22 protein-coding genes and 1 tRNA gene are annotated in these 25,304 nt (G+C 71.1%); 17 read left to right on the top strand and 6 right to left on the bottom strand.

Annotated elements, in window-relative coordinates; all coding sequences use genetic code 11:
- Window positions 1–57: 57 nt before the first annotated feature.
- A complete protein-coding gene (locus AB0A65_RS18370) occupies window positions 58–2,022 on the top strand; it encodes a hypothetical protein (protein WP_359952592.1) in 1,965 nt (654 codons plus the stop codon).
- On the opposite strand, the gene AB0A65_RS18365 is transcribed toward AB0A65_RS18370, so the two are convergent.
- Window positions 1,997–2,839, bottom strand: a complete 843-nt coding sequence (locus AB0A65_RS18365; protein ID WP_359952590.1) for a hypothetical protein — start codon at window positions 2,837–2,839, stop codon at window positions 1,997–1,999. The two genes, AB0A65_RS18370 and AB0A65_RS18365, sit on opposite strands and share 26 nt — an antisense overlap.
- 184 nt (window positions 2,840–3,023) lie before the next feature.
- Between AB0A65_RS18365 and AB0A65_RS18360 the strand changes: the two genes are divergently transcribed.
- Window positions 3,024–3,099 (top strand) — tRNA-Thr (locus AB0A65_RS18360).
- A gap of 84 nt (window positions 3,100–3,183) precedes the next feature.
- On the opposite strand, the gene AB0A65_RS18355 is transcribed toward AB0A65_RS18360, so the two are convergent.
- Complete coding sequence (locus AB0A65_RS18355) at window positions 3,184–5,010, bottom strand: N-6 DNA methylase (protein WP_359952588.1); 1,827 nt, start codon at window positions 5,008–5,010, stop codon at window positions 3,184–3,186.
- 129 nt (window positions 5,011–5,139) lie between these two features.
- Between AB0A65_RS18355 and AB0A65_RS18350 the strand changes: the two genes are divergently transcribed.
- The 3 genes from AB0A65_RS18350 (at window position 5,140) to AB0A65_RS18340 (ending at window position 9,585) form a co-directional block, all read left to right on the top strand.
- Window positions 5,140–5,754, top strand: a complete 615-nt coding sequence (locus AB0A65_RS18350) for a hypothetical protein (protein ID WP_359952586.1) — start codon at window positions 5,140–5,142, stop codon at window positions 5,752–5,754.
- 349 nt (window positions 5,755–6,103) lie between these two features.
- Window positions 6,104–6,802: a hypothetical protein gene (locus AB0A65_RS18345; protein WP_359952585.1), complete on the top strand. Its 699-nt coding sequence runs from the start codon at window positions 6,104–6,106 to the stop codon at window positions 6,800–6,802.
- A 107-nt stretch (window positions 6,803–6,909) separates the two neighbouring features.
- The gene (locus AB0A65_RS18340; RefSeq protein WP_359952583.1) at window positions 6,910–9,585 is read left to right on the top strand and encodes an AAA domain-containing protein; all 2,676 of its coding nucleotides are present in this window, start codon (window positions 6,910–6,912) and stop codon (window positions 9,583–9,585) included.
- Here AB0A65_RS18340 and AB0A65_RS18335 read toward each other — a convergent pair.
- Both AB0A65_RS18335 and AB0A65_RS18330 read right to left on the bottom strand, forming a co-directional pair.
- The gene (locus AB0A65_RS18335) at window positions 9,582–10,334 is read right to left on the bottom strand and encodes a helix-hairpin-helix domain-containing protein (RefSeq protein ID WP_359952581.1); all 753 of its coding nucleotides are present in this window, start codon (window positions 10,332–10,334) and stop codon (window positions 9,582–9,584) included. The two genes, AB0A65_RS18340 and AB0A65_RS18335, sit on opposite strands and share 4 nt — an antisense overlap.
- Complete coding sequence (locus tag AB0A65_RS18330) at window positions 10,289–11,728, bottom strand: serine/threonine-protein kinase (RefSeq protein ID WP_359952579.1); 1,440 nt, start codon at window positions 11,726–11,728, stop codon at window positions 10,289–10,291. Before AB0A65_RS18330 ends, AB0A65_RS18335 begins: the two co-directional genes overlap by 46 nt.
- A 355-nt stretch (window positions 11,729–12,083) precedes the next feature.
- Between AB0A65_RS18330 and AB0A65_RS18325 the strand changes: the two genes are divergently transcribed.
- The 4 genes from AB0A65_RS18325 to AB0A65_RS18310 all read left to right on the top strand — a co-directional run bounded on the left by AB0A65_RS18325 (window position 12,084) and on the right by AB0A65_RS18310 (window position 16,388).
- The gene (locus AB0A65_RS18325) at window positions 12,084–12,704 is read left to right on the top strand and encodes a DUF4272 domain-containing protein (RefSeq protein WP_359952577.1); all 621 of its coding nucleotides are present in this window, start codon (window positions 12,084–12,086) and stop codon (window positions 12,702–12,704) included.
- A gap of 36 nt (window positions 12,705–12,740) precedes the next feature.
- On the top strand, window positions 12,741–13,826 hold the full coding sequence (locus AB0A65_RS18320; RefSeq protein WP_359952575.1) for an adenosine deaminase: 1,086 nt from the start codon (window positions 12,741–12,743) through the stop codon (window positions 13,824–13,826).
- A gap of 23 nt (window positions 13,827–13,849) precedes the next feature.
- Window positions 13,850–15,088, top strand: a complete 1,239-nt coding sequence (locus tag AB0A65_RS18315; protein ID WP_359952573.1) for an amidohydrolase family protein — start codon at window positions 13,850–13,852, stop codon at window positions 15,086–15,088.
- Between the two features lie 661 nt (window positions 15,089–15,749).
- Window positions 15,750–16,388, top strand: coding sequence for a class I SAM-dependent methyltransferase (locus AB0A65_RS18310; RefSeq protein WP_359952618.1), 639 nt, complete (start codon window positions 15,750–15,752; stop codon window positions 16,386–16,388).
- A gap of 57 nt (window positions 16,389–16,445) precedes the next feature.
- Here AB0A65_RS18310 and AB0A65_RS18305 read toward each other — a convergent pair whose 3' ends face one another.
- On the bottom strand, window positions 16,446–17,306 hold the full coding sequence (locus tag AB0A65_RS18305) for a class III extradiol ring-cleavage dioxygenase (protein ID WP_359952571.1): 861 nt from the start codon (window positions 17,304–17,306) through the stop codon (window positions 16,446–16,448).
- A gap of 83 nt (window positions 17,307–17,389) precedes the next feature.
- On the opposite strand from AB0A65_RS18305, the gene AB0A65_RS18300 reads away from it, so the two are divergent.
- A complete protein-coding gene (locus AB0A65_RS18300; protein WP_359952569.1) occupies window positions 17,390–17,851 on the top strand; it encodes a MarR family transcriptional regulator in 462 nt (153 codons plus the stop codon).
- A 94-nt stretch (window positions 17,852–17,945) separates the two neighbouring features.
- Here AB0A65_RS18300 and wrbA read toward each other — a convergent pair whose 3' ends face one another.
- Window positions 17,946–18,566 (bottom strand): NAD(P)H:quinone oxidoreductase, encoded by a 621-nt coding sequence (wrbA, locus tag AB0A65_RS18295; RefSeq protein ID WP_359952567.1) that lies wholly within the window; start codon window positions 18,564–18,566, stop codon window positions 17,946–17,948.
- Window positions 18,567–19,013: 447 nt separating this feature from the next.
- Here wrbA and AB0A65_RS18290 point away from each other — a divergent pair, with 447 nt between their 5' ends.
- The 7 genes from AB0A65_RS18290 to nuoF are packed head-to-tail and all read left to right on the top strand — an operon-like array spanning window position 19,014 to window position 25,304.
- Window positions 19,014–20,300, top strand: a complete 1,287-nt coding sequence (locus tag AB0A65_RS18290) for a geranylgeranyl reductase family protein (RefSeq protein ID WP_359952565.1) — start codon at window positions 19,014–19,016, stop codon at window positions 20,298–20,300.
- Window positions 20,301–20,308: 8 nt separating this feature from the next.
- Window positions 20,309–20,668, top strand: a complete 360-nt coding sequence (locus AB0A65_RS18285) for an NADH-quinone oxidoreductase subunit A (RefSeq protein ID WP_181245692.1) — start codon at window positions 20,309–20,311, stop codon at window positions 20,666–20,668.
- A 5-nt stretch (window positions 20,669–20,673) separates the two neighbouring features.
- Window positions 20,674–21,309 carry an NADH-quinone oxidoreductase subunit B family protein gene (locus tag AB0A65_RS18280; RefSeq protein ID WP_359952563.1) on the top strand — a complete coding sequence of 212 codons (636 nt, stop codon included), beginning with the start codon at window positions 20,674–20,676 and terminating at the stop codon, window positions 21,307–21,309.
- Window positions 21,306–21,950 (top strand): NADH-quinone oxidoreductase subunit C, encoded by a 645-nt coding sequence (locus AB0A65_RS18275; RefSeq protein ID WP_359952561.1) that lies wholly within the window; start codon window positions 21,306–21,308, stop codon window positions 21,948–21,950. The genes AB0A65_RS18280 and AB0A65_RS18275 overlap by 4 nt, the downstream gene beginning before the upstream one ends.
- On the top strand, window positions 21,947–23,281 hold the full coding sequence (locus AB0A65_RS18270) for an NADH-quinone oxidoreductase subunit D (protein WP_359952560.1): 1,335 nt from the start codon (window positions 21,947–21,949) through the stop codon (window positions 23,279–23,281). Before AB0A65_RS18275 ends, AB0A65_RS18270 begins: the two co-directional genes overlap by 4 nt.
- The gene (gene nuoE, locus AB0A65_RS18265) at window positions 23,278–23,976 is read left to right on the top strand and encodes an NADH-quinone oxidoreductase subunit NuoE (RefSeq protein WP_359952558.1); all 699 of its coding nucleotides are present in this window, start codon (window positions 23,278–23,280) and stop codon (window positions 23,974–23,976) included. The genes AB0A65_RS18270 and nuoE overlap by 4 nt, the downstream gene beginning before the upstream one ends.
- Complete coding sequence (gene nuoF / locus AB0A65_RS18260) at window positions 23,973–25,304, top strand: NADH-quinone oxidoreductase subunit NuoF (protein WP_359952556.1); 1,332 nt, start codon at window positions 23,973–23,975, stop codon at window positions 25,302–25,304. The genes nuoE and nuoF overlap by 4 nt, the downstream gene beginning before the upstream one ends.

Here is a 25,304-nt window from a genome sequence, read left to right as displayed (position 1 = left end):
CTTCGCTTCGGACGGGCCGTCCGGCCCGCCCGAAGTCTGGCACTAGGAGAAGTCCGCATGCGACTTACCCGACTCATCGGACCCGCGGCCGCCCTGGCGCTCGCGGGCTCCGCGCTCGCCACGGGCACTGCGGCGCAGGCCGAAACGCCCGCGCCCGACACCGGGGCACCGGCCTCGGTGACCCTCCCGACCGGCGACCGCGTCACCGTGCTCCCGGGCGGCGCCACCGGCATCGAACCGGCCCCGGGCCGCGAGGACACCACCTTCCTCACCCCGCCGTCCCCGGACGGCGACATCGTCGTCGTCCCCGCCGACCGCGTCGCGGCCGTCCTCGGCGGCGACGAGGACCCCCGCCGCTACAACGTCACCGAGCTGCTCGCCGCAGGCCAGAGCGACGCCGCAGCCGCCCCCGCCGCCGCACTCGACGACAGCGAGTACACCGGGCTCGTCCCCGCGGCCGACGGCGCCGCGGCCTTCGCCGACGGCGACCTCCAGCCGCTGCACCTCACCCTCCTCGACCGCGACGGGAAGGCCCCCGACGGGTCCTGGATGCTCTGGGTCGCCCGCGACGGCTCCGCCGCGGGCGACATCCCGATCGGCGCGGACGGCACCGGCACCATCGACCTCCCGCCGGGCGACTACATCGTCGTCTCCGGCTTCTGGTCCGCCCCGACGGGCACCGGGCGCGGGCAGCAGATCGCCGGGATCACCCCGGTGGCCGTGGGCGACGGCCCCGCCGAACTCGTCCTCGACGGCGCCGCCGCCGCACCCGTCGGCGTCCACGTGGAACGGGAGACCGAATTCCTCAACGCCGCGTTCAACATCGGGGCGAAAGGCCCCGAGAACCTCGGCTACGGCGTCTTCCTCGGCCCGCTCGACGACGCCTTCGTCCTCCCCGAGCCCGACCTCCCGGAGTACGAGCTCTCCTTCGTCTACCAGCCGGTCCTCACCGGGCCCGTGACCGACCCGGTCCCGTACGCGTACAACCTCGCCTTCGTGGAGAAGGGCGCGTACCCGGAGGACACCGAGTTCACCGTCGCCGACGAGGACCTCGCCGCCGTCGCGACCGACTACCGCGACCTCGGCACCGCCTACAGCGCCAAGCAGGGCGACACCTGCGACTACGGCGACCACGTGGACGGCTGGCTCGGCTCGGGCTTCTGCAGCCTCGTGCCCACCGCCGTGCCCTCGCAGCGGACCATGCTCTACACCGCCGACCCGGACGTGCAGTGGAACCTGAACCTCAAGGCCGGGACCAGCACACCCGACGGAGTGTTCCTCACCGACGGGTTCGCCGTCGGCGCGGCGGCGGTCCTCGAACCGGGCCGGTCCGAGCGGACCATGCCCCGCGGCGGCCTGTCCGCCGGGCTCAGCGGCGCCTACCGCCACTCCGACGGCGGCGTCGACTACATGGGGTTCGACCTCGCCCCGAACGGCGGCGGCAACGGCGAGCAGCTGGTCCTGGCCGGGGACAAGGGCGACGTCACGCTGAGCCGCGACGGCGAGGTCCTCTCGTCGGTCTACGGGCTCGACTTCTACCTCGAACGGATGTACGGGCCGCTTCCCGAGAGCGACGCGGGCGGCCGCTACACCCTGAGCGTCGACGCCACCGAGACCTCGAAGTCGCGCGTGTTCGGCACCGACTTCGCGACCGAATGGTCCTTCGACTCCGCAGAGGCCGCCGAAGGCGAATGGAGCGACATCGCACTCCCGGTGGTGCAGTTGACGTCCGACGCGATCGAAGGCGGCTACGCCCCCAAGCGCGGCTGCCAGGAGATCACCCTCGACCTGCGCACCAACCAGTACCTCCCGGCCGTCCACGCCGAGGACATGGCCTTCGAGGTCTCCTACGACGACGGCGCGACCTGGCGCGACGTCCCCCTCGACCGCGACGGCGACACCGCCACGGCCGAACTCACCCACCCCCGCCGCGCCGAATGGGTCTCGGTCCGCCTGACCGCCCTCGACGACCACGGCACCGAGGTCACCCAGACCGTCATCCGCGCCTTCGGGCTCGACTAGCGGGGCGGCACCAGGACTTCGTCTCGGGCTTCAGCAGCGCCCACAGGAACGCGACCGGCACCAGCGCCAGGGCCGCCGGAACCATCCACGGCCCCCCGCCCGCACCGAACGCGACCGCCGCGGCCACCAGCCACAGCGTGTAGACCGCCGACAGCCCGACAGTCCCCAGCCACCCCCACTTGCGGCGGCCGGTCATCCCGATGTTCAACGCAGCGTGGACGACCGCCGCCGCAACCAGCACCAGCCCCAGCCAGTCCGAGCCGTCGTCGGCCAGCACCGCGCGCGTCCCCGTCTGCAACGCGAACACGACCCCCGCCCACACCAGCACCAGCAGCGCGACCACCAGGAACGGCGGCTCCTCCCGCTCCCCGATCCGCGGACTGTGGCAGTCCGACCCCTTGTCGCACCACCGCTGCGAGACCGGCAGCGCCAGCAGGACCAGCAGCGCCAGGATCACCAGCGTCCCCGCCAGGCCCGTGCCGAACGTCAGGCCCGCGCGGGTCGCCAGCGCCGTCACCAGGACCGTCGCGCACACGATCACCACGGACCGGCGCGCCCAGTCGCGGCCCGTCCAGACCTTCACGGCCGCAAGGCCGGTGGCCGCGGCGACCGCGAGGAACAGCAGGGGTTCCACGAACGCGAGCGCGCTCGCCGAGCCGGAGAACCGGGTCGAGACCCGGAACGACGTCATGACCGCCGAGACGGCCACCAGCCACGCCATGGCCGCGACCATCGCCCACAGCAGGACGACCGCGGCCTTCACCGGGATCGGCGCCCGGGGCGGGGCCGAAAGGGAGGATCGCTCAGGGGTATCCATCCGCCCAGTTTAGGGGCCGGTCCGCCCGGGGGCCGTGAAGTCGCGGGCCCTAGACGCGGCGGCGAACGACTGGCGCCGCGTGGGCCGGGTGCGCCACCTGGGACCGCTGCGGCTCCGGGGGTCCCGGGGCGGTATACCGGTCGGTTAGAATCGAACCGTCTCGCTGGGGAAACGGCGCAGGCAGGCCGCTGTAGCTTTAACGGTAGAGCAACTGTCTTGTAAACAGTAGGTTGCGGGTTCGAATCCTGTCAGCGGCTCCACGACGCGGCAAGACCGCAGGTAGGCAAGACGACAGACATGGCAACGGCCGGGCACCCGCCCGGCCGTTGCGCATTCGCGGAACCTCAGTCCTCAGTCTTGACCGCTCCCGACACGAGACCCGCCGCCGCCTCGGCCGCAAGTGACTCGGCCTGCCGCCCGGCCGCGGCGAGGTCCGACCGGAGCTCCTCCAACTGCGCGAAGGCCGCGCCGCGGCGCTGCTGCTCGGCGAGTGCGAGGCGCGGGATCTTCACGGACAGGATGCGGCGCTTGGCACCCGTGGCCGTGCGCTTCGACGCCGCCGGGAGCCGCGCCGACAGCGCCGCGGCGATCCACGCGAGGTCCACGGCGGGCCCGCACTCGACGGTCCACTGGATCTCGGTCGCCTCCCCGCGCGGTCCGATGCGCACCGGAGGCTCGCCGACCGGGTCGACGATCACGCAGCGCGGCCCCGGCGGCTCCTCGCCCGCCGCCGCGTCGGTCGTCCGTGTGCCCGCGGCGACCGTGAGGTGGCCGTCGCGTTCGAGGTCCCCGAGGCTCGTCTCCGGGGCCGATTCCTCTGCGCCGCCGGTGAACCGGGGGAGCGGTCGTGCAGTGATCGCCTCCAGCCGCGAGCCCAGGTCGGCGACCGCCTCGGCGAGGTCTTCGGCGCCGCCGGGGGCGCTGGCGAGGTAGACCGCGGGGGAGATGTCGACGTCCTCGTCCCACAGGCGCATGAGGGGGACGGTGACGGAGTCGGGGGTCGCGACGGGGGCGTCGGGGGCGGCGGTGAACTCGTTCCACGCCCGGGCGAAGTCGCGGCCGTTGGAGACGAGGAGCTGAGTGGTCTCGCCGCGCGGGGCGAGGATCCAGATGTGGGCCTTGGCTTCGGAAGAGTCCACGACGGCGCGGAGGGCGCCCCAGCGGAGGAGTTCGGAGCGGATGCGGCGCCCGGAGCGGCGGTGCGCGACCTGCGCGGGCATTCGCACGACGGCGTGGCCGCCGGGTGCGAGGAGCGCGGTGCAGTGGAGGGCCCACGCGAGTTCGGGTTCGGTGCGCGGCGGGGTGCCGTAGGCCAGGCGGGGGTCGTCGCCGTCGGGGAGGCGGTCGTAGCCCCAGTCCTTGACGTTGAACGGCGGGTCGCACACGACCAGGTCGTACCGTTCCTCCGGGAGCGCGGTGAGGAGCGAGTCGCCCACGCGCACAGCGACTTCCGCCTGCCCGACGGAGCGGTTGCCGACGGGGCCGCCGCCGCGCTGGTACGAGTCGAGGAGCCGCAGGCGCCGTTCGGCGATGGCGGCGCGGGCACTGGAGAGGTCCTGCCCGGCGAGGGCCGAGCACGGGCCGAGCTTCACGGCCGCGGCCCGGAGGAGGTCCCCTTCGTCGCAGGCCGGGTCGTACAGGCGCATCGCCAGGGTGCTCGCGGTGTGCTCGGTGCTGACGGCGGCGGCGATGTCGGCGAGGGGGCCGATCCCGGGCGGGACGCCGATGCCCTCGGCCTCGCGGGCGCGTTCGATGAAGAATTCGAAGAGGTCGGAGCCGAGGGTCTCCGACGCCAGTGACCTGACTTCGGCGGCCAGGTCGGCGCTGTTTGCAGTACCCGTCGGGGAATCAGTGCCGGTACTGCTGGTGCCCGCGCCGTTGAACGCCGCCGCGACCGCTTCGAGGGCCGCTTCGGCGGTGGGGTGGTCGGCGGCGAGGCGGAACCAGAGGCGGTCGGCGCCGGTGACCTTGAGTTCGCGGCCGTGGTCGGCGGCCCAGGACTCCAAGGCGGGCAGGGAGAAGCGGGGGCGGCGGGCGGAGTCGTCGACCGGGGCGGGGAAGTCGGGCTCTCGGCGCCGCCAGTTGCTGACGGCGTTGCGGCCGACCGAGGCCAGGCGGGCCAGGTCGGTCAACGTGATGGTCTCGCCTGGGCCGGCGTCACGGGAGGTCATGCGGGCTCCTGTCTTGATTTATCGAATCGTAACCCACCCCGCGTTGCGGAGGCTCGACACAGTCTACTATTCTCGTGAAGTAACTTCACAAGCTTCCATCAACGATCAACACCCCACGGAAGGTTTCCCATGAACATCGAATTCCCCGAGATCTCGAAGCGCCTCCTCGCCGTCAGCGGCGCCACGCTGATCGGCCTCGCGGCCCTCTCCGCGTGCGGCACCGGGGACGACACCACCGGCGGCGGCAGCGACGACACCGGCTCCGACACCTCCACCTCCGCCGCCGAAGAGGCCGCGGAAGAGGACACCGCCACCGGCGACGGCCTCAGCCCCGAGGCCCCGCTCCCCGCGGGCTCCACCGTCGAGATCGGCGACTGGACCCTCTCCGTCGGCGACGTCCAGCTGGACGCGACCGACGCGATCATGGCCGAGAACGAGTTCAACGAGGCCCCGGCCGACGGCAACGCCCTCGCCATGTTCACCGTCGACGGCACCTACAACGGCGCCGAGACCGGCACCCTGTGGCTCGACGCGACCGTCGGCATCTGGGCCGACGGCGTCATGTCCGAGACCTGCACCAACGTCGTCCCGAACGACATCATCAACACCACCGAGGTGACCGCGGGCGCCACCTCCACGGGCGCGACCTGCGCCGAGATCCCGGCCGACGCCGAGCAGACCCTCATCTACGTCGAGGACGTCTGGTCCTTCGACGGCACGGTCTACTACATCGAGATCGGCTAGCACCCTCCCCGGCCGAGCGCCGGGGACCACTGACCGGAGGGCGCGGAGACCATTGGGCGGAACCCGCGTCCTCCTTTATTCGATCCGTCACGGGCGCAAGCGAACCGGGCGAAACAGCGAAGAACCCTGCCAATGCGGCGATCGAGCTTGATCGAATCGCAACCTGGTGATCCCGGTCATGCGGCCTGGCCCACGCTTCCGGTGAAACTGTGAAACCGCAGCTCAGCGAAGTGTGAATGCGCTCCGTGACCGGCTGCGCCGCACGGGTAGTCGACGTCACCGCATATCTTCACGCTGAACTCAGGAGCACCGTTCGACCCGAGACGCGGTGCAGCACAGAAAGCAGCCAATGAACTTGAACTCCGGTCCCATCCGCCGCCTTCTCGCCGTCGGCGGCATCGCCCTCGCCGGCGCCGTCGCCCTCTCCGGCTGCGGCATCCTCGACGCCGCCTCGGACGACACCGAGGGCACCGACGTCAGCAGCGACCAGTTCGACGCCGCCGCCGACGCGGCCGCGGGCGACTGCCTGCCCTACGAGGTCCTCAGCGACGACTCCTCGACCTTCGCGATCGACTGCGACGGCGACGACGCGTTCTGGACGATCACCTCGATCACCGCCGACCCCGGCCTCACCGCCGCCGGCGGCGACCTCACCGACACCCAGGCCGTCTACGACGCCTGCGGCGAGGAGAACGGCGCGTACATCCCGGGCCAGCCGTGGACCGACTGGAACATGATCTACGACCAGACCACCGGCAACGTCGACTACCTCTTCTGCATCGAGGCCATCGACAAGCCCAACGCCGAGGGCAAGACCCCGGTCACCCCGAACACCGGCGACTGCATGTCCAGCAGCGACGTCGAGTGGTTCAAGCTCGACTGCGCCGACGCGGCCGCCGACACCACCGTCACCGACGCGATCGTCTTCGACGCCGCCGACTGGGCCGCCCCCGACGTGGAAGGCGCCGCCGCCTCCTGCGCGGCCAGCTACTACGAGGTCACCGACCTCACCGGCACCCGCACCTCCGCGGTCCTCTGCGTCGAGTAGCAACCACGTCCTTCTCCAAGAGCAGGGCCTGAACCGGCCCCGGGGCGCCTCCCGCCCCGGGGCCTTTCGCGTGCGCCCCACCGGCCGCACGGCCGTACACTGCGGCCATGAGCCCCGCCCGCATCCTGACCGCGCTCTCGGCCCTCGCGCCCGCCAACAAAGTCGCCGCCGAGACCGACGAGATCGGCCAGAAGTCCGCCTGGACCGGCAGCCTCACCACCGTCGCGGGCGCCGCCGACCTCGCCGCCCACGACGAGCTCCACCGCGACGAGCGCCTCCTGCGGCAGGGCTGGGGCATCGTCACCGGGATGCAGACAGTGGACGGGAAGCGCCGCCGCGTCGCCGTCCCCCTCGTCACCCGCCCCGTGCGACTCGAAGTGGCGCAAACGGAACCGTTCGACCACAAGATCGTCCCCGCGGGCGACATCGCCGTCCACCCCAGACTCGTCGGCACCGAGCACGCCGTGCGCCTCGCCGCCGTCCTCGACCCCGATCGCACCGGCGGCGACCTCGCCGACCCCGCCTGGCTCCTCGCCGCCGCCACCGCCGCAGGGTACGCCGCCATCGCCGTCACCCACCGGCCCGAACCCGAAGGCGCCCGACCGGTCGTCCTCGCCCGCTCCGTCGTCTACGTCTCGGGCCCCCGCACCGAATCGGGGCCTATCGGCCAGGCCCTCCTCGACTGGGCCGTACGCCCCGGCCTCGACGGCACCGCGCTCGCCGCCATGTACGCCGCAGCCGACACCCCCGAACCCGAGCCCGGCGAGGTCCGGTCCCCGCTGCCGCTCAACGCGGAGCAGGCCGCCGCAGTCCGCAGCTCCCGCACCGCCCCCGTCACCGTCGTCGCCGGAGCCCCCGGCTGCGGCAAGAGCCACACGCTCGCCGCCATCGCCCTCGACGCCGTCGCCCGCGGGCAGACGGTCCTCATTGCCACCCAGTCCGTGTTCGCCGCCGACGTCCTCGCCGGGCTCCTCGCCCGCCACCCGGGCCCCAAACCCGTCAGGTTCGGCGACACCGCGCACAGCGGCGCCGCCGCGGGCGCCGACCGCAACCCCTTCACCAGGACCGAAGAGGCCCTTGCCAAGCGCCGCGCCGACGAGACCCTCCAGATGCTCGAACGCGTCGAGCACGCGATCTCCATCCGCCTCGACATGGAGCGCCGCCGCCTCCGCGGCCTCGACGCCCCCGTATTCCTCCTCGACGACTACCCCGGCCTGCGCGACGCCGACCCCGACGCCGTCGCGGCCGCCGCCGCCCTCACCCGCGGCGAAGGCGGCTGGCCCTGGACACGCTGGCGCAGGCGCAAGGCCCGCAAGGAACTCCAGCGCCTCACCGGCACCGACACCGACTCCGCCGCACTCCGGCAGGCCCTCGAAGTCGTCCGCGACGTGCAGGCCATGACCCGCCTCGCCGCCGAAGGCGGCCTGCACCTCGAACCCCTCTGGCGCAACCTCGAACAGGCCGACCGCGACGCCGCCCAAGCCGCCGGGAACGCCCTGCGCACCACCGTCGGCCCCTCCCAGGCCGTCCTCGGCCTCCTCGAACTCAAGAAGACCGACCTGGACCGCCACCTCAGCCGCACGACCCGCCGCGAGCCGTGGTTCTCCGCCACGCCGCTGTGGATCGGCACCGCCGCCGACTCCGAAGCGCACCTGGAGCGCAAAGCCGCCCTGTTCGACCTCGTCATCATCGACGAAGCGAGCCACGTCAACCAGCTGCGCGCCGCCCCCGTCCTCGCCCGCGCCCGCCGCGCCGTCGTCGCCGGGGACCCCCGACAGCTCAAGTTCGTGTCCTTCGCCTCCGACGCCCGCCTCCACGAAGTCCTCGAACGCCACGGCCTCACCGCACTCCGAGACCGCCTCGACACCGGCCGCGTCAGCCTCTACGACCTCGCCTGCGGCGCCGGGCCCGTCGTCGAGCTCACCGAGCACCACCGCAGCGTCCCCCACCTCATCGGGTTCTCCTCCGCGAAGTTCTACGGCGGCCGCGTACGGCCCATGACCGCCCACCCGCGCGTCCAGGAGACCGACGCCATCACCGTCCACCGCGTCGCCGCCGGCACCGCCTCCGAGGACGGCGTGGTCGCCGCCGAAGCCGAACGCGCCGTGGAACTCCTGGCCGAACTCGTCGCCGCCGGGGACCGCGGCCTCGCCGTCCTCTCCCCGTTCCGCGCCCAGGCCGAGGCCATCGAGGCCGCCGTCATGAAGCGGTTCGACCTCGAAGCGATCCGCGCCCACCGCATCAGGACCGGGACCGTCCACGCGTTCCAGGGCTCCGAATCCGAGACCGTCATCGCCTCCCTCGGCACCGCACCCGGCGACAGCGCCGGACGCAAGCGCTTCCTCTCCGGCGCGAACCTGTTCAACGTCATGGTCACCCGCGCCCGCGAGCACCTCCACGTCGTCACCGCCCTCGACGACCCCGGCGGCCTCGTGGGGGAGTTCCTCGACTACGCCGACCGCGCCCCCAGCGCCCTCATCGGCGACGGCGCCCCCGACGGCGAATGGCCCGCCAAACTCGCCGACGCCCTCTCCGGCGCCGACGCCGCCGTCAGGCCCGGATACCCCGTGGGCCACTGGAAGATCGACCTCGTCGTCGGCGAAGGGGACGCCGCGTTCGGCGTCGTCTGCGCCGTCCACCCCGACGGCCCCCGCGCCCACCTCGACCGCCACCGGGCTCTGCGGCGCGCCGGGTGGCGCCTTTTGGACGCGTTCCCCTCGACCTACTCCGACGACGCCTCGCGCGCCGCCGTCGCGGTCCTCGCCGAACTCGGCCGCCCCTAGGGGATGAAGACGCAGTACTCGCGCAGGTGGTGCTCGAACGTCGGGCTGATCTCGATCACCAGCATCACCTCGCCGAGGCTCGCGAACGGCCCCGAACGCTCCACCCACTCCAGGATCTGCCGGGCGCTCCGCTCCGTCACGCCCGGAAGGGAAGTGAGCACGTGCAGGGGCGCGTGGTTGACGTCCACCAGGCCCCCGTCGTCGAACTGGCGCGGCAGGTCCGGGCGGCCGATCGCCAGCCGCTTCGCGAGCATCGGGTCCGCCTGCGCGGTCCGCCGCGCCTGCTCCCGGAGCTTCCGCGCCCGGTCCAGCACCTCGGCGTTCGACAAGTGCGCCACCGGGACCTGCGGACGCGAGGACGCCGCCCACACCTTCGGGCGGATCACCAGCAGCTGCACCGTCCCGCCGATCGCCGCGATGAACCACGACGAGTAGATGAGCACGTCGCCCCAGACCGGCGACTTGTCCGCGAACGTCCCCATCACCATGCACGACGCGGACAGCAGCGCCGAATGCAGGATGAGCGCGATGAGCACCAGGTTGTCGCGGCGCCTCGCGAGCGCGATCGCGAGCATGATCGGCGCCGCGTAGCCGCACGTCAGCAGCGGCGACAGCGCCCAGAGGTACGTGCCCGCGCGGCCGATGCGGTGCGCGGTGAGCTGCTTCTTCTCATTGATCGGCGGAGCGTATGGACCGGGGGCGGTCATCGAGGAGGACTCCCAGGCGAGGCGGAGGGCTGCGACGGCCACCCGGGACTCGCCTGGGGCGGCACGGACCAGGCCCGCAGCAGCCGTTCGGCTTCGATGGTATCGGCATCCTCCGGGCCGAGCGCCGCCGCCATCTCCCGGACCAGCCCCGCCAGGCGCCGGTGCGCCTCCGGGCCCGAGCCCACCGCCGCGAGCATGTCGACCTCGACCCGCCGCGACCTCAGGACCGGCCGGGCCCGCTCGCCCATGAGCCGCCGCTGCCGCTCGATGACACTGGAGAGCCCTGCCAGCGCGCTGGCCGCGTTCCCAAGCGCCGCAAGGCACTGCGCGGCCCGCACCTGGCAGTGCAGGGCCAGTGCCGGGTCGGGGGTCTCGAAGTCCTTCGCGAGGGACCGGAACACGCGCAGGGCCGTGTTGTAGTCGCCCGCGGCGTAGGCGTGGTCGGCCTCGGCGATCCGCTCGGCCGACCGGTCCGGTGCCGGGGCGGAGGCGAGGCGCGCGGCCTCGGGCGCGACGCGGGCGGGCGCGAGGGGGGCCCGGAACGGCCAGGTCGGGTCGCCGCAGTCGCGGATCGGGGCGGCCGAGACCGGTGCGTCCGCGAGGAGTTCGACGAGCCGCAGGTAGACGGCGGCCGCGTCGGAGCCGCGGTCGGCGGGCTCCTTCGACAGGAGGCGGGAGACGAGGCCGTCGAGCCCGGTCGGCATGTCGGGCCGCCTGCGGCGCACGGGCTCGGGCAGCTCCTTCAGGTGCGCGGTCTGGACCTCGTAGGCGGAGCCGCGGTCGGCGAACAGCCGTTCGCCCGTGGACATCTCGTAGAGGAGCGCGCCGAGGGCGTACAGGTCGGCGGCGGGCCCGGCGGGCTGGGCGCGGATCTGCTCGGGGGCCATGTAGTTGAGGGTGCCGGGCTTGTCGCCGGTGGCGGTGAGGCGGGCGGCGTCGAGGTCGAGGACCGCGGCGATCCCGAAGTCCACGACGTGGACGAGGCCCTGGGGTCCGACGATGATGTTGGCGGGCTTGAGGTCCCGGTGGATGACCTGCTTGGCGTGGGCCGCTTCGAGGACCGAGGCGAGCTGGGCGCCGACGGCGAGGGTCCAGTCCGCGGGGAGCGGCCCGGCCTCGTCGAGGAGGTCGCGGAGGTTCAGGCCCGGGAGGTAGGCCATGGCGAGGAACAGCTCGCCGGAGTCCTCGTCCAGGCCGGCGTCGAAGATCGCGGGGACGCCGGGGTGTCCGATCTGGGCGGTGACGCGGGCTTCGCGGCGGAACCGGGCGGCGGCCTCGTACCGCTGGGGGCCGTCCAGGAGGTCCGGTTTGACGAGTTTCACGGCGATCTCGCGGTCGAGCCGCTGGTCCACGGCCTGCCACACGCGGCCCATGCCGCCCGCGCCGATGGGGCGGACCAGTTGGTACCGGTCTGCGACGACTTGGAGGCTGCTCACCTTGCAAGTCTGCCCGGCGGCCGCCGGGGGGTGCGGGCCGGGCCGCCGCTCGGGCTACCCGCAAGTAGCACTTCTTCGTACAGGTGTCAGATGGCCACCGCCACAATGCGGGCCACGCGCCCCTCCGGACACTTGCGACACGTGGCGGGACGAGTGAAACACCTGCGTAACACGTGTATGGAACCTGTACTAATTCCGTGGCCCACGTTGACTCCGGCGTGTGTCGGACGCTACAGTTCTTCACAACCACCCCCACGAGTGAATGCGCACTCACCCCCACAGGTGAACCCCAAAAGTGGTAGGGAGCCCCATGCCGACGGTGACCTCAGATCCCCGAACCCTTCGTACGCGCACTGTGGACGGCTTCGGAGCCCTCGGCATACCCGCGCCGCCCGCGCAGTTCCCGCTCCCCTTCCCCGAGGGGCGGCTCCCGCGGCTGCGCCCGCGCGGGCACGTGGAGGCCCGGGCCGCGATCCTGAACATCGTGCAGGCCAGGGTCTTCGACATGCCCGAGGAGCTGGCGATGCGCTGGCTGCTCGACGCGCACGTCCTCGACCACCTCGCCCCCGACGAGTGGGGCTTCATCGCCTGCGGCCGCGGCGACCGCGCCCGGTACGCCGACCAGCTGGAGAGCCTGTACACGGTCTCGTGGCTGCTCGGCCTCGTCGACCACCTCGACCCGGGCGTCCCCTGCTCTGAAGAACTGCCCGAGCTGCTCCCGGACCTGCGCCGCCCCGAGTCGTTCGGGACCTGGCGCGACCGCCAGCTCACGCCCACCCGCGACCCCGGCGTGGTCGCGGAGATGCTCGACTTCTACTACTGCCTCGACTGGGTCTGCGACCAGGCCCGGCGCACCGGCCAGCCGATGCCCCGCGGCGTCGACGACAACCTGGTGTGGCACCGCCGCTGGGCCCTCGAATGGGCCCTGGTCCTCGACGGCGAGCGCCCCGTCCACTGGGACGAAGTGCGGCTGTGAGGCGGGCCCGCGAACGCGGCTGACTATATTCATGGGATGAATCAAGCTCTCTCCCACGACGAACTGCGCGCGGCCCCCAAGGTCGTGCTCCACGAGCACCTCGACGGCGGCGTGCGCCCCCAGACCCTCATCGAGATCGCCGACGAGATCGGCCACGAGCTGCCCGCGACCGAGGCCGGGGCGCTCGCGGACTGGTTCTTCGAGTCCGCCGACTCGGGCACCCTCGCGCGGTACCTGGAGACCTTCGACCACACCATCGCCGTGTCGCAGACCGCCGAGCACTGCTTCCGCATCGCCGCCGAGGCCGCGCAGGACCTCGCCGCCGACGGCGTCGTCTACGCCGAGATCCGGTACGCCCCCGAGCAGCAGCTCACCGGCGGCCTCTCCCTCGAAGCGGTCGTGGAGGCCACCCTCGCCGGGTTCGAGGAGGGCGAGCGCCTCGCCGAGAAGGCCGGGAACCCGATCCAGGCCCGCACCATCCTCTGCGGGATGCGCCACGCCGACCGCACCCTCGAAGTCGCGAAGCTCGCGACCGCCTACCGCGAGAAGGGCGTCGTCGGCTTCGACATCGCCGGCGGCGAGATCGGCAACCCCGCCGAGGCCCACGTGGAAGCCTTCAACTACCTGCGCCGCGAGAACATGCCGTTCACGATCCACGCGGGCGAGTCCGTCGGCCCCGAGTCCATCTGGGGCGCCGTCTCCGTCTGCGGCGCCAACCGCATCGGCCACGGCGTGCAGCTCATCAAGGACATCGACCTCACCGGCGACGACGCGAAGCTCTCGGACCTCGCGCACTACATCCGCGACCGCCGCATCGCCCTCGAAGTGTGCCCGTCCTCGAACCTCCAGACCGAGGGCGCCGAGTCCATCGAGACGCACCCGATCAAGGACCTGTTCGACCTCGGCTTCCGCGTCACCGTCAACAACGACAACCGCCTCATGAGCCGCACCCACACCTCCCGCGAGTTCCAGCTCCTGTCGGAGACCTTCGGGTGGGGCTGGGCCGAGGTCCGCAAGTGCACCGAGAACGCCGTCAAGGCGTCGTTCCTGCACTACCCCGAGCGGCGCCGCCTGCTCGACGAGGTCGTCCGACCCGCCTACGCGGCGCTGGAATCCGCATAGGAGTCCCGAGTACGCTCGGGCGCATGCACGTTTACACCGCCCCTGTCGTCGTCCCGGTCGCGGGCGACCCGATACGGGAGGGCGCGGTCGGGGTCGACGGCGGGCGCATCGCCTACGTCGGCCCCGCCGCCGGCGCCCCCGAAGCCGACGAGACCACCGCCTACACCGGGGTCATGACGCCCGGCCTGGTCAACGCCCACACGCACCTGTGCTACACCTCCTTCGCCGACATGTACGGCAACGAGAAGGAGTTCTTCGAGTGGATCCAGGAGTTCGCGCGCCGCAACCCCGCGACCGCCGATGAGGCGTGGAAGTCCTCCACGCAGGCGGGCATCGACGAGTCGATCGCCCACGGCGTCACCGCCGTCGCCGACATCGTCACCGCCGCACCCGGGTTCGCGCCGCTCCTCGCCTCCGACCTCGCCGGGGTCGCCTACTGGGAGGCCGTCTTCATCGACGAGGCCGCCTGGGAGGTCCGCCGCGCCGCCTGGCGCGAGGTCGTCACCGACACCCGCGCGGTCAACAACTCCGACATCGCCGTCGGCGTCAGCCCCCACACGCTCTACACGCTCGGCACGAACGTCGGCAAGAGCATCGCCGAGCTCGCCCGCACGCTCGACATCCGCCTCCACCCGCACCTCGCCGAGACCGCCCACGAGGACATGTTCGTGCGCCGCGGCTCCGGCCCGTTCGCGTTCATGAACCGCCGCGCCGGGCTGAACCTGGAGATCGCCGACGGCGGCGCCGGGCACTCCCCGGCCGTGCAGATGGACAAGGTCGGCTGGCTCGGCGCCGACTCCCACGTCGCCCACGGCGTGCACCTCGACAAGGCCGACCGGGAACTGCTGCGCGACAAGGGCACCTCGGTCGCCGTCTGCGCCCGCTCCAACGCCCGCCTCGAAGCCGGGGAGCCTCCGATCGCGGCCCTGCGCGCCGAGGGCAACGCCGTCGCCGTCGGCACCGACTCCCGCGCGTCCTCGCCCGACCTCGACGTCGCCGCCGAATGGCCCGTCCTGCGCAGGATCGCCCTCTCCCAAGGGGACTCCGGCGAGGGACTCGACGAGTGGCTCGTGCGCGCCGCCACCGAAGGCGGCGCCAAGGCCCTCGGCCGCGACGACATCGGCGCCATCGAGGTCGGCAACCGCGCCGACCTCGCCGTGTTCGACGTCCCCACCGACGGCGACCCGTACGCGGCGCTCGTCGCCGGGGCCGCCGGGCACTGCACCGCCACGGTCCTCCGCGGCCGTCCCACAGAGCGGTAGACACCGTCCCAGCGGATAACACTTCGATGACGGGACTTGCCGTGCGGCCGGTAATCCGCAATGCTGAATGAGCACCGTGTTGTTCACGGTGTCTTAAGTCTCGATTCACCGGAGAGGCTTCCACCTCTCTGTTGTATCCCCTGGAGAAGGCGGGGCGCGCATTGCGCGCCCCGCCGCCGCTTTTGCCCCGGGAACTCCTGTGACCGCGCCCACCTGCTAGTTATCGGATGGGTTACGTGCGATAACGGTTCGGTTTCATAGATCGACATCACAGCCTCCATGCGTCAAGGTAATCGTGTAGCGCAGACCGCACTCGGGGGATCTCTCAGCGTCATCCCAGACTGGGACCCCGGGCGTCCGCGCCGGGTCCGCGACGACGAGGAGGCGCAGTGAACGGTTCACCCACCGCGACGACTCCCCGTGCGCCCCAACCGGACCCCAGCACAGCTCCCTTCCCGGGCGAGCGTGCGGCCGTTCCCTGCTCCCTCAAGGCCGCACGCGACGCGTGACCCCGCGCGCGCCCGATATAACCCCTTGATCCGCCGGGGCCCACACCGACAGGGCTCCGGCGGATTTTCTCTGCGCGGTGTGCGAGGCTGTCGGGGTGATCGAGGCGAACGAAGCGAATACCCCGCGTAAAGAACCCGGCCGCATCGCGGCGATGTTCGACCGCGTCGCGCCGAACTACGACCGCGCCAACACCGTCATGGTCGCCGGGCAGGACAAGCGCTGGCGCCGCTCCGTGCGCGAGGCCCTCAGCCTCCAGCCCGGCGAGCGCTGCCTCGACCTCGGCGCGGGCACCGGCGTCTCCACCGTCGAGCTCGCCAAGTCAGGCGCCGACGTCATCGGCGTGGACTTCTCCCTCGGCATGCTCCAGGCGCACCAGGACCGCCAGGTCCCCCTCGTGAACGCCGACGCCCTGCACCTCCCGTTCGACGACAACACCTTCAACGCCGTCACCGGGTCCTTCTTCATCCGCAACGTCGCCGACCTCGACGCCTGCCTCACCGAGATCCTCCGCGTCCTCGCCCCCGGCGGCCGCATGGTCCTCTGCGAGGTCTCCACCCCCGTCTGGAAGCCCTACCGCAAGGCCCACGGCGTCTTCGTCAAGCACGTCCTCCCCAAGGTCGCCGGACGCGTCGGCTCCGACCCCGACGCCTACCGCTACCTCTCCGAGTCCACCCTCGAATGGCCCGACCAGTCGGCCTTCGCCGACCGCATCGTCAAGGCCGGCTACCGCAAGGTCGCCTGGCGCAACCTCGCCGGCGGCGCGGTCGCCATGCACCGCGGCTTCAAATAGAAGAAACGTGGAAAGGGGCGCCCCGGCCTGAGCCGGGGCGCCCCTTTCGCCTGTCCCTCAGGCGAGCTGGAAGCTGCGCTTCGAGAGGCCGAACCAGTAGCCGTCGATCACCGTGGTGGCCGCCTGCTCCTGGTCGGAGGCGGCGCCGTAGGTGACGAAGAGCGGGACGTAGTGGTCGACCGTGGGGTGGGCGTAGGGCATGCCCGGGGCCTGGGACCGGTAGCGGGCCAGCGAGTCGATGTCGCCGCGGGCGAGGGCCTCGGAGGCCCAGAGGTCGAAGTCCTCCGACCAGCCCGGGACGCGGTCGGGGTGGTGGAAGTCCACGAACGGGAGGCCGTGGGTCATGAAGCCCGAGCCGATCACCAGGTAGCCCTCCTCGCGGAGCGGGCGGAGGCGGCGGCCGAGGTCGATGAGGCGGTCCGGGTCGTGGGTCGGGATCGACAGCTGGAGGACCGGGACGTCGCCGTACGGGTACATGACCTTGAGCGGCACCCACGCGCCGTGGTCGAGGCCCCGGCTCGCATGCCGGTGCAGCGGCTCGGTGTCCGGCATCGCGGCCGCGACGCGCGCGGCCATCGCGCTCGCGTCCGGCGTCGAGTACTGCATCTCGAAGTACCGCTGCGCGAACCCGCCGAAGTCGTACACGAGCGGCGTGCCCGGGTCCGGGCTGGAGATCATCAGCGGCGCGGCCTCCCAGTGCGCCGAGACGATGAGGACGCCCTTGGGCTTGGGGAGGCCCTGCGCCCACGCGAAGAGCTGGTCCATCCACTCGGCCTCGTCGAACAGCGGCGGGGCGCCGTGGGAGAGGTACAGCGCCGGGAGGGCCCCGTCCTCGGGGGTCCAGTCGCGGCGCTCGGCCGCGCGGGGCGCGGTGGAGTCGAGGAAGGCGTCGAACGCGGCGCCGGGACGAGTGGGCATCGGGAACTCCAGTCTCTTGAACCTTCAATGAAAATGGTACTCGGGTTGCTTGATACATCAAGTAGTGAAGTTAAGCTTGGGGCATGAGTGATGCGGCGCCGTGGCTTGACGACGAGGAGATGTCGGCTTGGCTGCCGCTGATCGGCCTGGTCATGCGCCTCCCGGGCGCCCTCGACCAGTCCCTGCGCCGCGACGTGGGCCTGAGCCACTTCGAGTACGGCGTCCTGGCGGTCCTGGAGCACGCCGAGGACCAGACCATGCGCATGAGCGACCTCGCGTACCTCTGCAACGGCTCGCTCTCGCGCCTCTCGCACGTCGCCCGCAGGCTGGAGGGCGACGGGCTCCTGCGCCGCTACGCCTGCCCCACCGACGGGCGCTCCACCCTCGCCACCCTCACCGACGGCGGCCGCGAGGTGCTGAAGAAAGCAGCCCCCGGCCACGTGAAGACCGTGCGCGACCTCATCTTCGACGAGTTCACCCGCGACGAAGTGCGGCAGCTGGGGGACATGTCCCGGCGCATCATCGCCCGCATCCAGGCCCAGTGACCCTATATCCTATTTCCTATAGGATATAGGAAACGGCGACGCCCGGCCCGTTCCCGCAGGTGCCCTTGGGAATCGGACCGGGCGTTCGGCTGTCTTACGCGGCGATCGCGGCGCGGCCGGCCTTGAGGGCCGCGGCGGTGGCGACGACGCGCTCGGCCTGGGCGGTGGCCCCGGCGAGGGTCTGCTCGTCGATGTCGTAGCCGTTCCAGTGCGACACGCCGTACGGCGAGGCGTTGGCGAACAGGGTCTCGTTCGCGTAGCCCGGCGCCACGATGATGCCGCCGAAGTGGTGGAACGAGTTGTAGAGCGCGAGCAGCGTCGACTCGTTGCCGCCGTGCTTGCCGGAGGCCGCGGCGAAGCCGGAGTAGACCTTGTCGGCGAGCTGGCCCTGGAACCACTGCGGGCCGAGGGTGTCGATGAACTGCTTGAGCTGCGCCGCCACGTTGCCGTAGCGGGTGGGGGAGCCCATGACGACGGCGTCGGCCCAGAGGATGTCGTCCGCGGTCGCCTCGGGGATCTCCTGGATCGCCTCGAAGTTCGCGGCCCACGCCGGGTTGGAGTCGATCGCGGCCTGCGGGGCCAGCTCGGCCACGCGGCGCAGGCGCACCTCGGCGCCGGCCTTCTCGGCGGACTCGGAGATCTGCTTCGCCAGGGCGGTGACGTTGCCGGTGGCCGAGTAGAAGATCACGGAGACCTTCACGGGTTCGACGGTCATGTGCTGCCTCTTCCGGATGAAACGACTTAGGTAGTTCAGATTTGAATTACCCATCGACCATAGCGGCGCGCCATTGGAAGTTCAAATTTGAACGATGTGGCGCTCGCCACTTACTGCCCCTTTTGCGAACCAGTCCTGCGGGGGAGTGATCGCGACCCCCGCTCGTGTTACGAGAGTGTTTCAAGGCATCGACAGTTATGTGGGACCACAACTGTCGGCTTTATCACTCGCGTTCGCGTCGCCACCGCAGCCGCTCCAATCGCACCCGCAACTCTGGTTCAAGTACGCGCGTACGGCTCGTGACCTCGATTAATGACAACTTAGGCGGACCTAAGTGACAGGGCGTAGATATCGAAGTTCTAGACTGGCTGCAAACGCTTGTGAAGATCTTCACAAGCGGGTTGGTCGTGTAAAGGATCACCACCCCATCCGCCTGAGAGGACGCCCGTGACCACTCACGCAACCCCGGATGCCGATGTCATCGTCGTCGGCGCCGGGCCCGGTGGTTCGGCCGCAGCCCATCATCTGGCCGCCCGGGGCCTCGACGTGCTGCTGCTGGAGAAGACCCGTTTCCCGCGCGAGAAGGTCTGCGGCGACGGGCTCACCCCGCGCGCGGTCGCGCAGCTGCTCAAGATGGGGGTCGACACCTCCGAGTCCGCCGGGTGGATCCGCAACCGCGGCCTCCGCGTCGTCGCCGACGACCTCGCCATCGAGCTCGACTGGCCGACCCTCGACGACTTCCCGGACTACGGGCTCACCCGGACCCGCTACGACTTCGACCAGCTCCTCGCCGACAAGGCCGTGGAGGCCGGGGCCAACCTGCTCACCGGCGTCAAGGTCACCGCGCCGCTCTTCGACCTCGCCGGGCGCGTCTGCGGCGTGACCGCCGTCAGCGACGGCGAGCCCGTCGAGTTCAAGGCGCCCTTGGTGATCGCCGCCGACGGCGTCTCCGGGCGCCTCGCCCTCTCCCTCGGCCTCAAGCGCGACGAGAAGCGCCCCATGGGCGTCGCGGTCCGCCAGTACTACAAGTCCGAGGCCAAGCACGACGACGACTACCTGGAGTCCTGGCTCTCGCTGCGCACTGCGGGCGAACCCGATGTGCTGCAACCGGGCTACGGCTGGATCTTCGGCCTCGGCGACGGCCGCGTGAACGTCGGCCTCGGCGTCCTCAACTCCTCCGAGGGCTACGGGAAGACCGACTACCGCGCGCTGCTGCGCGACTGGCTCGCGAACACCCCCGAGGAGTGGGGCCTCGCCGACGAGGCGAACGCCGACGGGCCCGTGCGCGGCGCCGCGCTCCCCATGGGCTTCAACCGGGTCCCGCACTACAGCCGCGGCCTCATGCTCGTCGGCGACTCCGGCGGCATGGTCAACCCCTTCAACGGCGAGGGCATCGCCTACGCCATCGAGGCCGGGGAAGTGGCCGCGAAAGTGGTCGCGGAAGCCTTCCGGGCCCCCAGCGTCCCGCGGCGCGAAGCGGTCCTGCGGACCTACGCGGACCGGATGGACGACCTCTGGGGCTCGTACTACCGGATGGGCGGGATCTTCGTCCACCTCATCGGCAGGCCCGCCGTCATGAAGCTGTGCACCGAGCACGGCCTGAAGCGTCCGGCGCTCATGCGCGTCGTATTGAAACTGCTCGCGAACCTCACCGACCGGCCCGGGCGGGACGCCGCCGACCGGATCGTCAACGGGATGCGGTTCGTAACACCGACTCTCGGAAGGAGGCTCTGAGGATGGGGATGGAAGTCTACGTACCGGTCGTCATCATGCTCGCGATCGGAGGCGGCTTCGGCGTCGTCTCGGTCATCGCCTCGCGGATCGCCGGCCCCCGCCGGAAGAACCGCGCCAAGGAAGACCCGTACGAGTGCGGCATCGAGCCCGCGCCCACGACGTCGGGCCCGACCAAGTTCCCGGTGAAGTTCTACCTCACCGCCATGCTGTTCATCGTCTTCGACATCGAGATCATCTTCCTCGTGCCGTGGGCGGTCCACCACGACGTGCTCGGGATCTTCGGGTTCTGGGCCGTCCTCATGTTCATCGCCGCGCTGTTCGTCGCCTACGCCTACGAATGGCGCCGCGGCGGACTGGACTGGGACTAGCCAAAATGGGTATCGAAGAGAAACTCCCGCAGGGCATCATCCTCACCTCCGTCGAAGCCCTCGTGAACTGGACGCGGAGGGCCTCCATGTGGCCCGCCACGTTCGGCCTCGCCTGCTGCGCGATCGAGATGATGGCGACCGGCGCCGCCCGCTACGACACCGGCCGCTTCGGCATGGAGGTCTTCCGCGCCAGCCCGCGCCAGGCCGACCTCATGATCGTCGCCGGGCGCGTCAGCCAGAAGATGGCGCCGGTGCTGCGCCAGATCTACGACCAGATGGCCGAACCCAAGTGGGTCCTGTCGATGGGCGTGTGCGCCACCTCCGGCGGCATGTTCAACAACTACGCGATCGTCCAGGGCGTCGACCACGTCGTCCCCGTCGACATGTACCTCCCCGGCTGCCCGCCCCGCCCCGAGATGCTCCTCGACGCGATCCTCAAGCTCCACGAGAAGGTCCAGCACGAGCCCCTGGGCGAGAAGCGCCGCCAGGCCCTCGCCGACCTCCCCGAGCCGGTCGTCAAGCCCGGCGCGATGCCCTCCTCCTACCGCTTCGACAAGCAGCGCAAGAAGGAGTGGACCGAGGCCGTCAAGGCCGGGACCGAGGAGCAGCTGCGCATCCGGAAGGCGGTGGCGAAGCGATGAGCGACAACGAACAGGGATTGTTCGGCGTCAAGGGCACCGGCGACACCTCCGGCTTCGGCGGCCTCGTCCGCCAGCCCTCCAGCGCCTACGAGCTCGTCTCCACCCCCGAGCCGCTCGGCGGGTACTTCGACGAGGTCCTCGCGGCCCTCCGCGAACTCCTCGGCGAGGACGTCGCCCGCGCCGTGGTCGTCGACCGCGGCGAGCTGACGGTCCACATCGCGCCCGACCGCACCGAGGAGGTCTGCAAGACCCTCCGCGACGACGAGTCGCTGCGCTTCGAGCTGTGCGACGCCGTCTCCGGCGTCGACTACCCCGACCAGCGCAACCGCCTCCACGTCGTCTACCACCTGACGTCGATGACGTACCGGCGGCGCATCCGCCTGGAGACCGCCGTGGGCCTTGAGAACCCGGTGGTCCACTCGGTGACCTCGGTGTACCCGACGGCCGACTGGCAGGAGCGGGAGGCGTACGACATGTTCGGCGTCGTCTTCGAGGGCCACCCGCACCTCACCCGCATCCTCATGCCCGACGACTGGGAGGGCCACCCGCAGCGGAAGGACTACCCGCTCGGGGGCATCGCAGTCGAGTACAAGGACGGCGCGCACATCCCGCCGCCGGACGAGAGGAGGGCCTACAAGTGACCACCACAGAGCACGGTTCCGACGCGTACGCCGCGGAACGGGACACCACTGAGGGCCGCGTCTACACCGTCACCGGCGGCGACTGGGACGAACTGGTCGCCTCGGTCGACCCCGTCAGCGAAGAGCGCCTCATCGTCAACCTCGGCCCGCAGCACCCGTCCACGCACGGCGTGCTCCGGCTCGTGTGCGAGCTCGAAGGCGAGACGGTCCGCTCGGTCCGCCCCATCGTCGGCTACCTGCACACCGGCATCGAGAAGAACATGGAGTACCGGACCTGGGTCCAGGGCACCACGTTCGTCACCCGCGCCGACTACCTCGCGCCGATCTTCAACGAGACCGCGTACTGCCTCGCCGTCGAGAAGCTCCTCGGCGTCGAAGTACCGAAGCGCGCCGACGTGATCCGCGTGATCATGATGGAGCTCAACCGCATCAGCTCCCACCTCGTGGCCCTCGCGACCACCGGCATGGAGCTCGGCGCGCTCTCGATGATGATCTACGGCTTCCGCGACCGCGAGAAGATCCTCGACATCTTCGAGGCCGTCTGCGGCCTGCGCATGAACATGGCGTACGTCCGCCCCGGCGGCGTCGCCCAGGACCTCCCGTCCAACGGCGTCCAGATGATCCGCGACTTCGTCGAGTACATGCCCAAGGGCCTCGACGACTACGAGGGCCTGCTCACCGGCAACGCCATCTGGCAGGAGCGCACCCAGGGCGTCGGCTACCTCGACGTCTCCGGCTGCCTCGCCCTCGGCGTCACCGGCCCCGTCCTGCGCTCCGCCGGGCTCGCCTGGGACCTGCGCAAGACCATGCCCTACTGCGGGTACGAGGAGTACGACTTCGAGGTGCCCGTCCACAACGGCGCCGACGCCTGGGCCCGCTACGTCGTGCGGCTCGAAGAGATCCGCGAGAGCCTCAAGATCATCACGCAGGGCCTCGACAAGCTCGAACCCGGACCGGTCATGGTCGAGGACAAGAAGATCGCCTGGCCCGCGCAGCTCGCCGTCGGCGGGGACGGCTCCGGCAACAGCCTCAACCACATCCGCCACATCATGAGCCAGTCGATGGAAGCGCTGATCCACCACTTCAAGCTCGTCACCGAGGGCTTCCGCGTCCCGGCCGGGCAGGTGTACACCGCCATCGAGGCGCCCCGCGGCGAGCTCGGGATCCACGCCGTCTCCGACGGCGGCACCCGGCCGTTCCGCGTCCACATGCGAGAGCCCTCCTTCGTCAACCTCCAGTCCATCCCGGCGCTCGCCGAGGGCGGACTGCTCGCTGACGTCATCGCGGGCGGGGCCTCGCTCGACCCGGTCATGGGAGGTTGCGACAGGTGAACTACCCGGAGAAGATCCGCGAGCAGGCCGAGGCCATCCTCGTCCGCTACCCCGAGGGCCGCGAGCGCTCGGCGCTCCTGCCGCTCCTGCACCTCGTGCAGTCGCACGACGGCTTCGTCTCGGACGACGGCATCGCGTTCTGCGCCGACGTCCTCGGCATCACCAAGGCCCAGGTGCAGGCGGTCTCGACCTTCTACACCATGTACAAGCGCGAACCGGCCGGCGACTGGCTCGTCTCGGTGTGCACCAACACCCTCTGCCACGCCAAGGGCGGGCAGAAGGTCTTCGACGCGCTCTCGGACGACCTCGACGTCGGCCACGACGAGACCACCGCCGACGGGAAGATCACGCTCGAACACGCCGAGTGCCTCGCCGCCTGCGACTTCGCGCCCGTCGTCACCGTCAACTACGAGTTCTACGACGACATGGACGAGGCCAAGGCCCTCGAACTCGTCAACGAGCTCAAAGAGGGCCGCCGCCCGGTCCCCAGCCGCGGCGCCCCCCTCTGCACCCTCCGCGAGCTCTCCGTGCAGCTCGCCGGGTTCGACGAGGAGCGCACCGCCGGACTCGAAGGCAACGCGCAGGGCGACGCCACCCTCGCCGGGGCCCGCCTCGCCGCCGAGGCCGGGATCGCCGCCCCCGCCTACGACCCCAACGCCCCGCTGCTGACCAAAGAACCCGAGGAAGCGAAGTGAGCGTAACCGTGCCCGGTCCCCGGCGTCCCCGCGAAGCGGTCCTCGACAAGCTCAAGCCCGTCGTCACCAAGCGCTGGCTCTCGCCCGGCGCCTGGCGCCTCGACGTCTACGAGCAGCTCGACGGCTACAAGGCGCTCCGCAAGGCCCTCAAGCACTCCGAGGCCGACCTCATCAGCTTCATGAAGGAGTCCGGCCACCGCGGCCGCGGCGGCGCCGGCTTCCCCGTCGGCATGAAGTGGCAGTTCGTGCCCGACGACGGCCAGGACCACTACCTGGTCGTCAACGCCGACGAGGGCGAGCCGGGCACCTGCAAGGACCTGCCGCTCATGATGAACGACCCGCACGCCGTGATCGAGGGCATCATCATCGCCTCGTACGCGATCAAGGCGTCGCGGGCCTTCGTCTACGTCCGCGGCGAGGCCATCCACGCCGCCCGGCGCCTGCGCAACGCCGTCCGCGAGGCCAAGGAGGCCGGGTACCTCGGCAAGGACATCCTCGGCTCCGGCTTCGACCTCGACGTCGTGATCCACTCCGGTGCGGGGGCGTACATCTGCGGCGAGGAGACCGCGCTCCTGGACTCCCTGGAGGGCAAGCGCGGCCAGCCGCGCCTGCGGCCCCCGTTCCCCGCCACGCACGGGCTCTACAACAAGCCCACGTGCATCAACAACGTCGGCACCATCGCCGCCGTCCCGCACATTGTGCTCGGCGGCGCCCAGTGGTGGAAGGACCTCGGCACCGAGACCGCCGCGGGCACGATGATCTACTCGCTCTCCGGCCGCGTCAAGCGCCCCGGCCAGTACGAGTGCAACATGGGCACCACCCTCCGCGAGCTCATCGAGCTCGCCGGGGGCATGTCCGAGGGCCACGAGCTGCGGTACTTCACGCCCGGCGGGTCCTCCACCCCGATGCTCTCGGCCGACTCGATCGACGTCCCCCTGGACTTCGACTCGGTCTCCAAGGCCGGGTCCATCCTCGGGACCACCGCGGTCATGATCTTCTCCGACCAGGACTGCCCGGTGGTCTCCTGCTGGCGCTGGATCAAGTTCTACGCGCACGAGTCCTGCGGCAAGTGCACCCCGTGCCGCGAGGGCAACTACTGGATGGTCCGCGTCTACGAGCGGATCCTCTCCGGCCGCGGGCAGCTGAGCGACCTGAAGCTCCTGGAGAGCGCCTGCAAGAACCTCCTGGGCCGGTCCTTCTGCGGCCTCGGCGACGGCGCCACCTCCTGCGTCACGTCGTCCCTGAAGTTCTTCCGGCAGGACTACCTCGACTACATCGAGGGCCACAAGCAGCCCCTCTTCGATGCCGAGAAGATCGGAGCCCACTAG

The sequence above is a fragment of the Glycomyces sp. NPDC047010 genome, from assembly GCF_040644205.1.
GTDB lineage: Bacteria > Actinomycetota > Actinomycetes > Mycobacteriales > Micromonosporaceae > Glycomyces.
Note: the sequence above shows the minus strand (reverse complement) of the source record. Positions and strands in the feature narration are given on the sequence as shown.

Coding starts and splice junctions, on each gene's coding strand:
- AB0A65_RS18345 (WP_359952585.1), top strand. CDS start 6,104: ATGAACTTGAACTCCGGTCCCATCCGCCGCCTTCTCGCCGTCGGCGGC.
- AB0A65_RS18300 (WP_359952569.1), top strand. CDS start 17,390: ATGAGTGATGCGGCGCCGTGGCTTGACGACGAGGAGATGTCGGCTTGG.
- AB0A65_RS18365 (WP_359952590.1), bottom strand. CDS start 2,839: ATGGATACCCCTGAGCGATCCTCCCTTTCGGCCCCGCCCCGGGCGCCG.
- AB0A65_RS18350 (WP_359952586.1), top strand. CDS start 5,140: ATGAACATCGAATTCCCCGAGATCTCGAAGCGCCTCCTCGCCGTCAGC.
- AB0A65_RS18320 (WP_359952575.1), top strand. CDS start 12,741: ATGAATCAAGCTCTCTCCCACGACGAACTGCGCGCGGCCCCCAAGGTC.
- AB0A65_RS18280 (WP_359952563.1), top strand. CDS start 20,674: ATGGGTATCGAAGAGAAACTCCCGCAGGGCATCATCCTCACCTCCGTC.
- AB0A65_RS18310 (WP_359952618.1), top strand. CDS start 15,750: ATGTTCGACCGCGTCGCGCCGAACTACGACCGCGCCAACACCGTCATG.
- AB0A65_RS18340 (WP_359952583.1), top strand. CDS start 6,910: ATGAGCCCCGCCCGCATCCTGACCGCGCTCTCGGCCCTCGCGCCCGCC.
- AB0A65_RS18370 (WP_359952592.1), top strand. CDS start 58: ATGCGACTTACCCGACTCATCGGACCCGCGGCCGCCCTGGCGCTCGCG.
- wrbA (WP_359952567.1), bottom strand. CDS start 18,566: ATGACCGTCGAACCCGTGAAGGTCTCCGTGATCTTCTACTCGGCCACC.
- AB0A65_RS18305 (WP_359952571.1), bottom strand. CDS start 17,306: ATGCCCACTCGTCCCGGCGCCGCGTTCGACGCCTTCCTCGACTCCACC.
- AB0A65_RS18355 (WP_359952588.1), bottom strand. CDS start 5,010: ATGACCTCCCGTGACGCCGGCCCAGGCGAGACCATCACGTTGACCGAC.
- AB0A65_RS18275 (WP_359952561.1), top strand. CDS start 21,306: ATGAGCGACAACGAACAGGGATTGTTCGGCGTCAAGGGCACCGGCGAC.
- AB0A65_RS18285 (WP_181245692.1), top strand. CDS start 20,309: ATGGAAGTCTACGTACCGGTCGTCATCATGCTCGCGATCGGAGGCGGC.
- AB0A65_RS18315 (WP_359952573.1), top strand. CDS start 13,850: ATGCACGTTTACACCGCCCCTGTCGTCGTCCCGGTCGCGGGCGACCCG.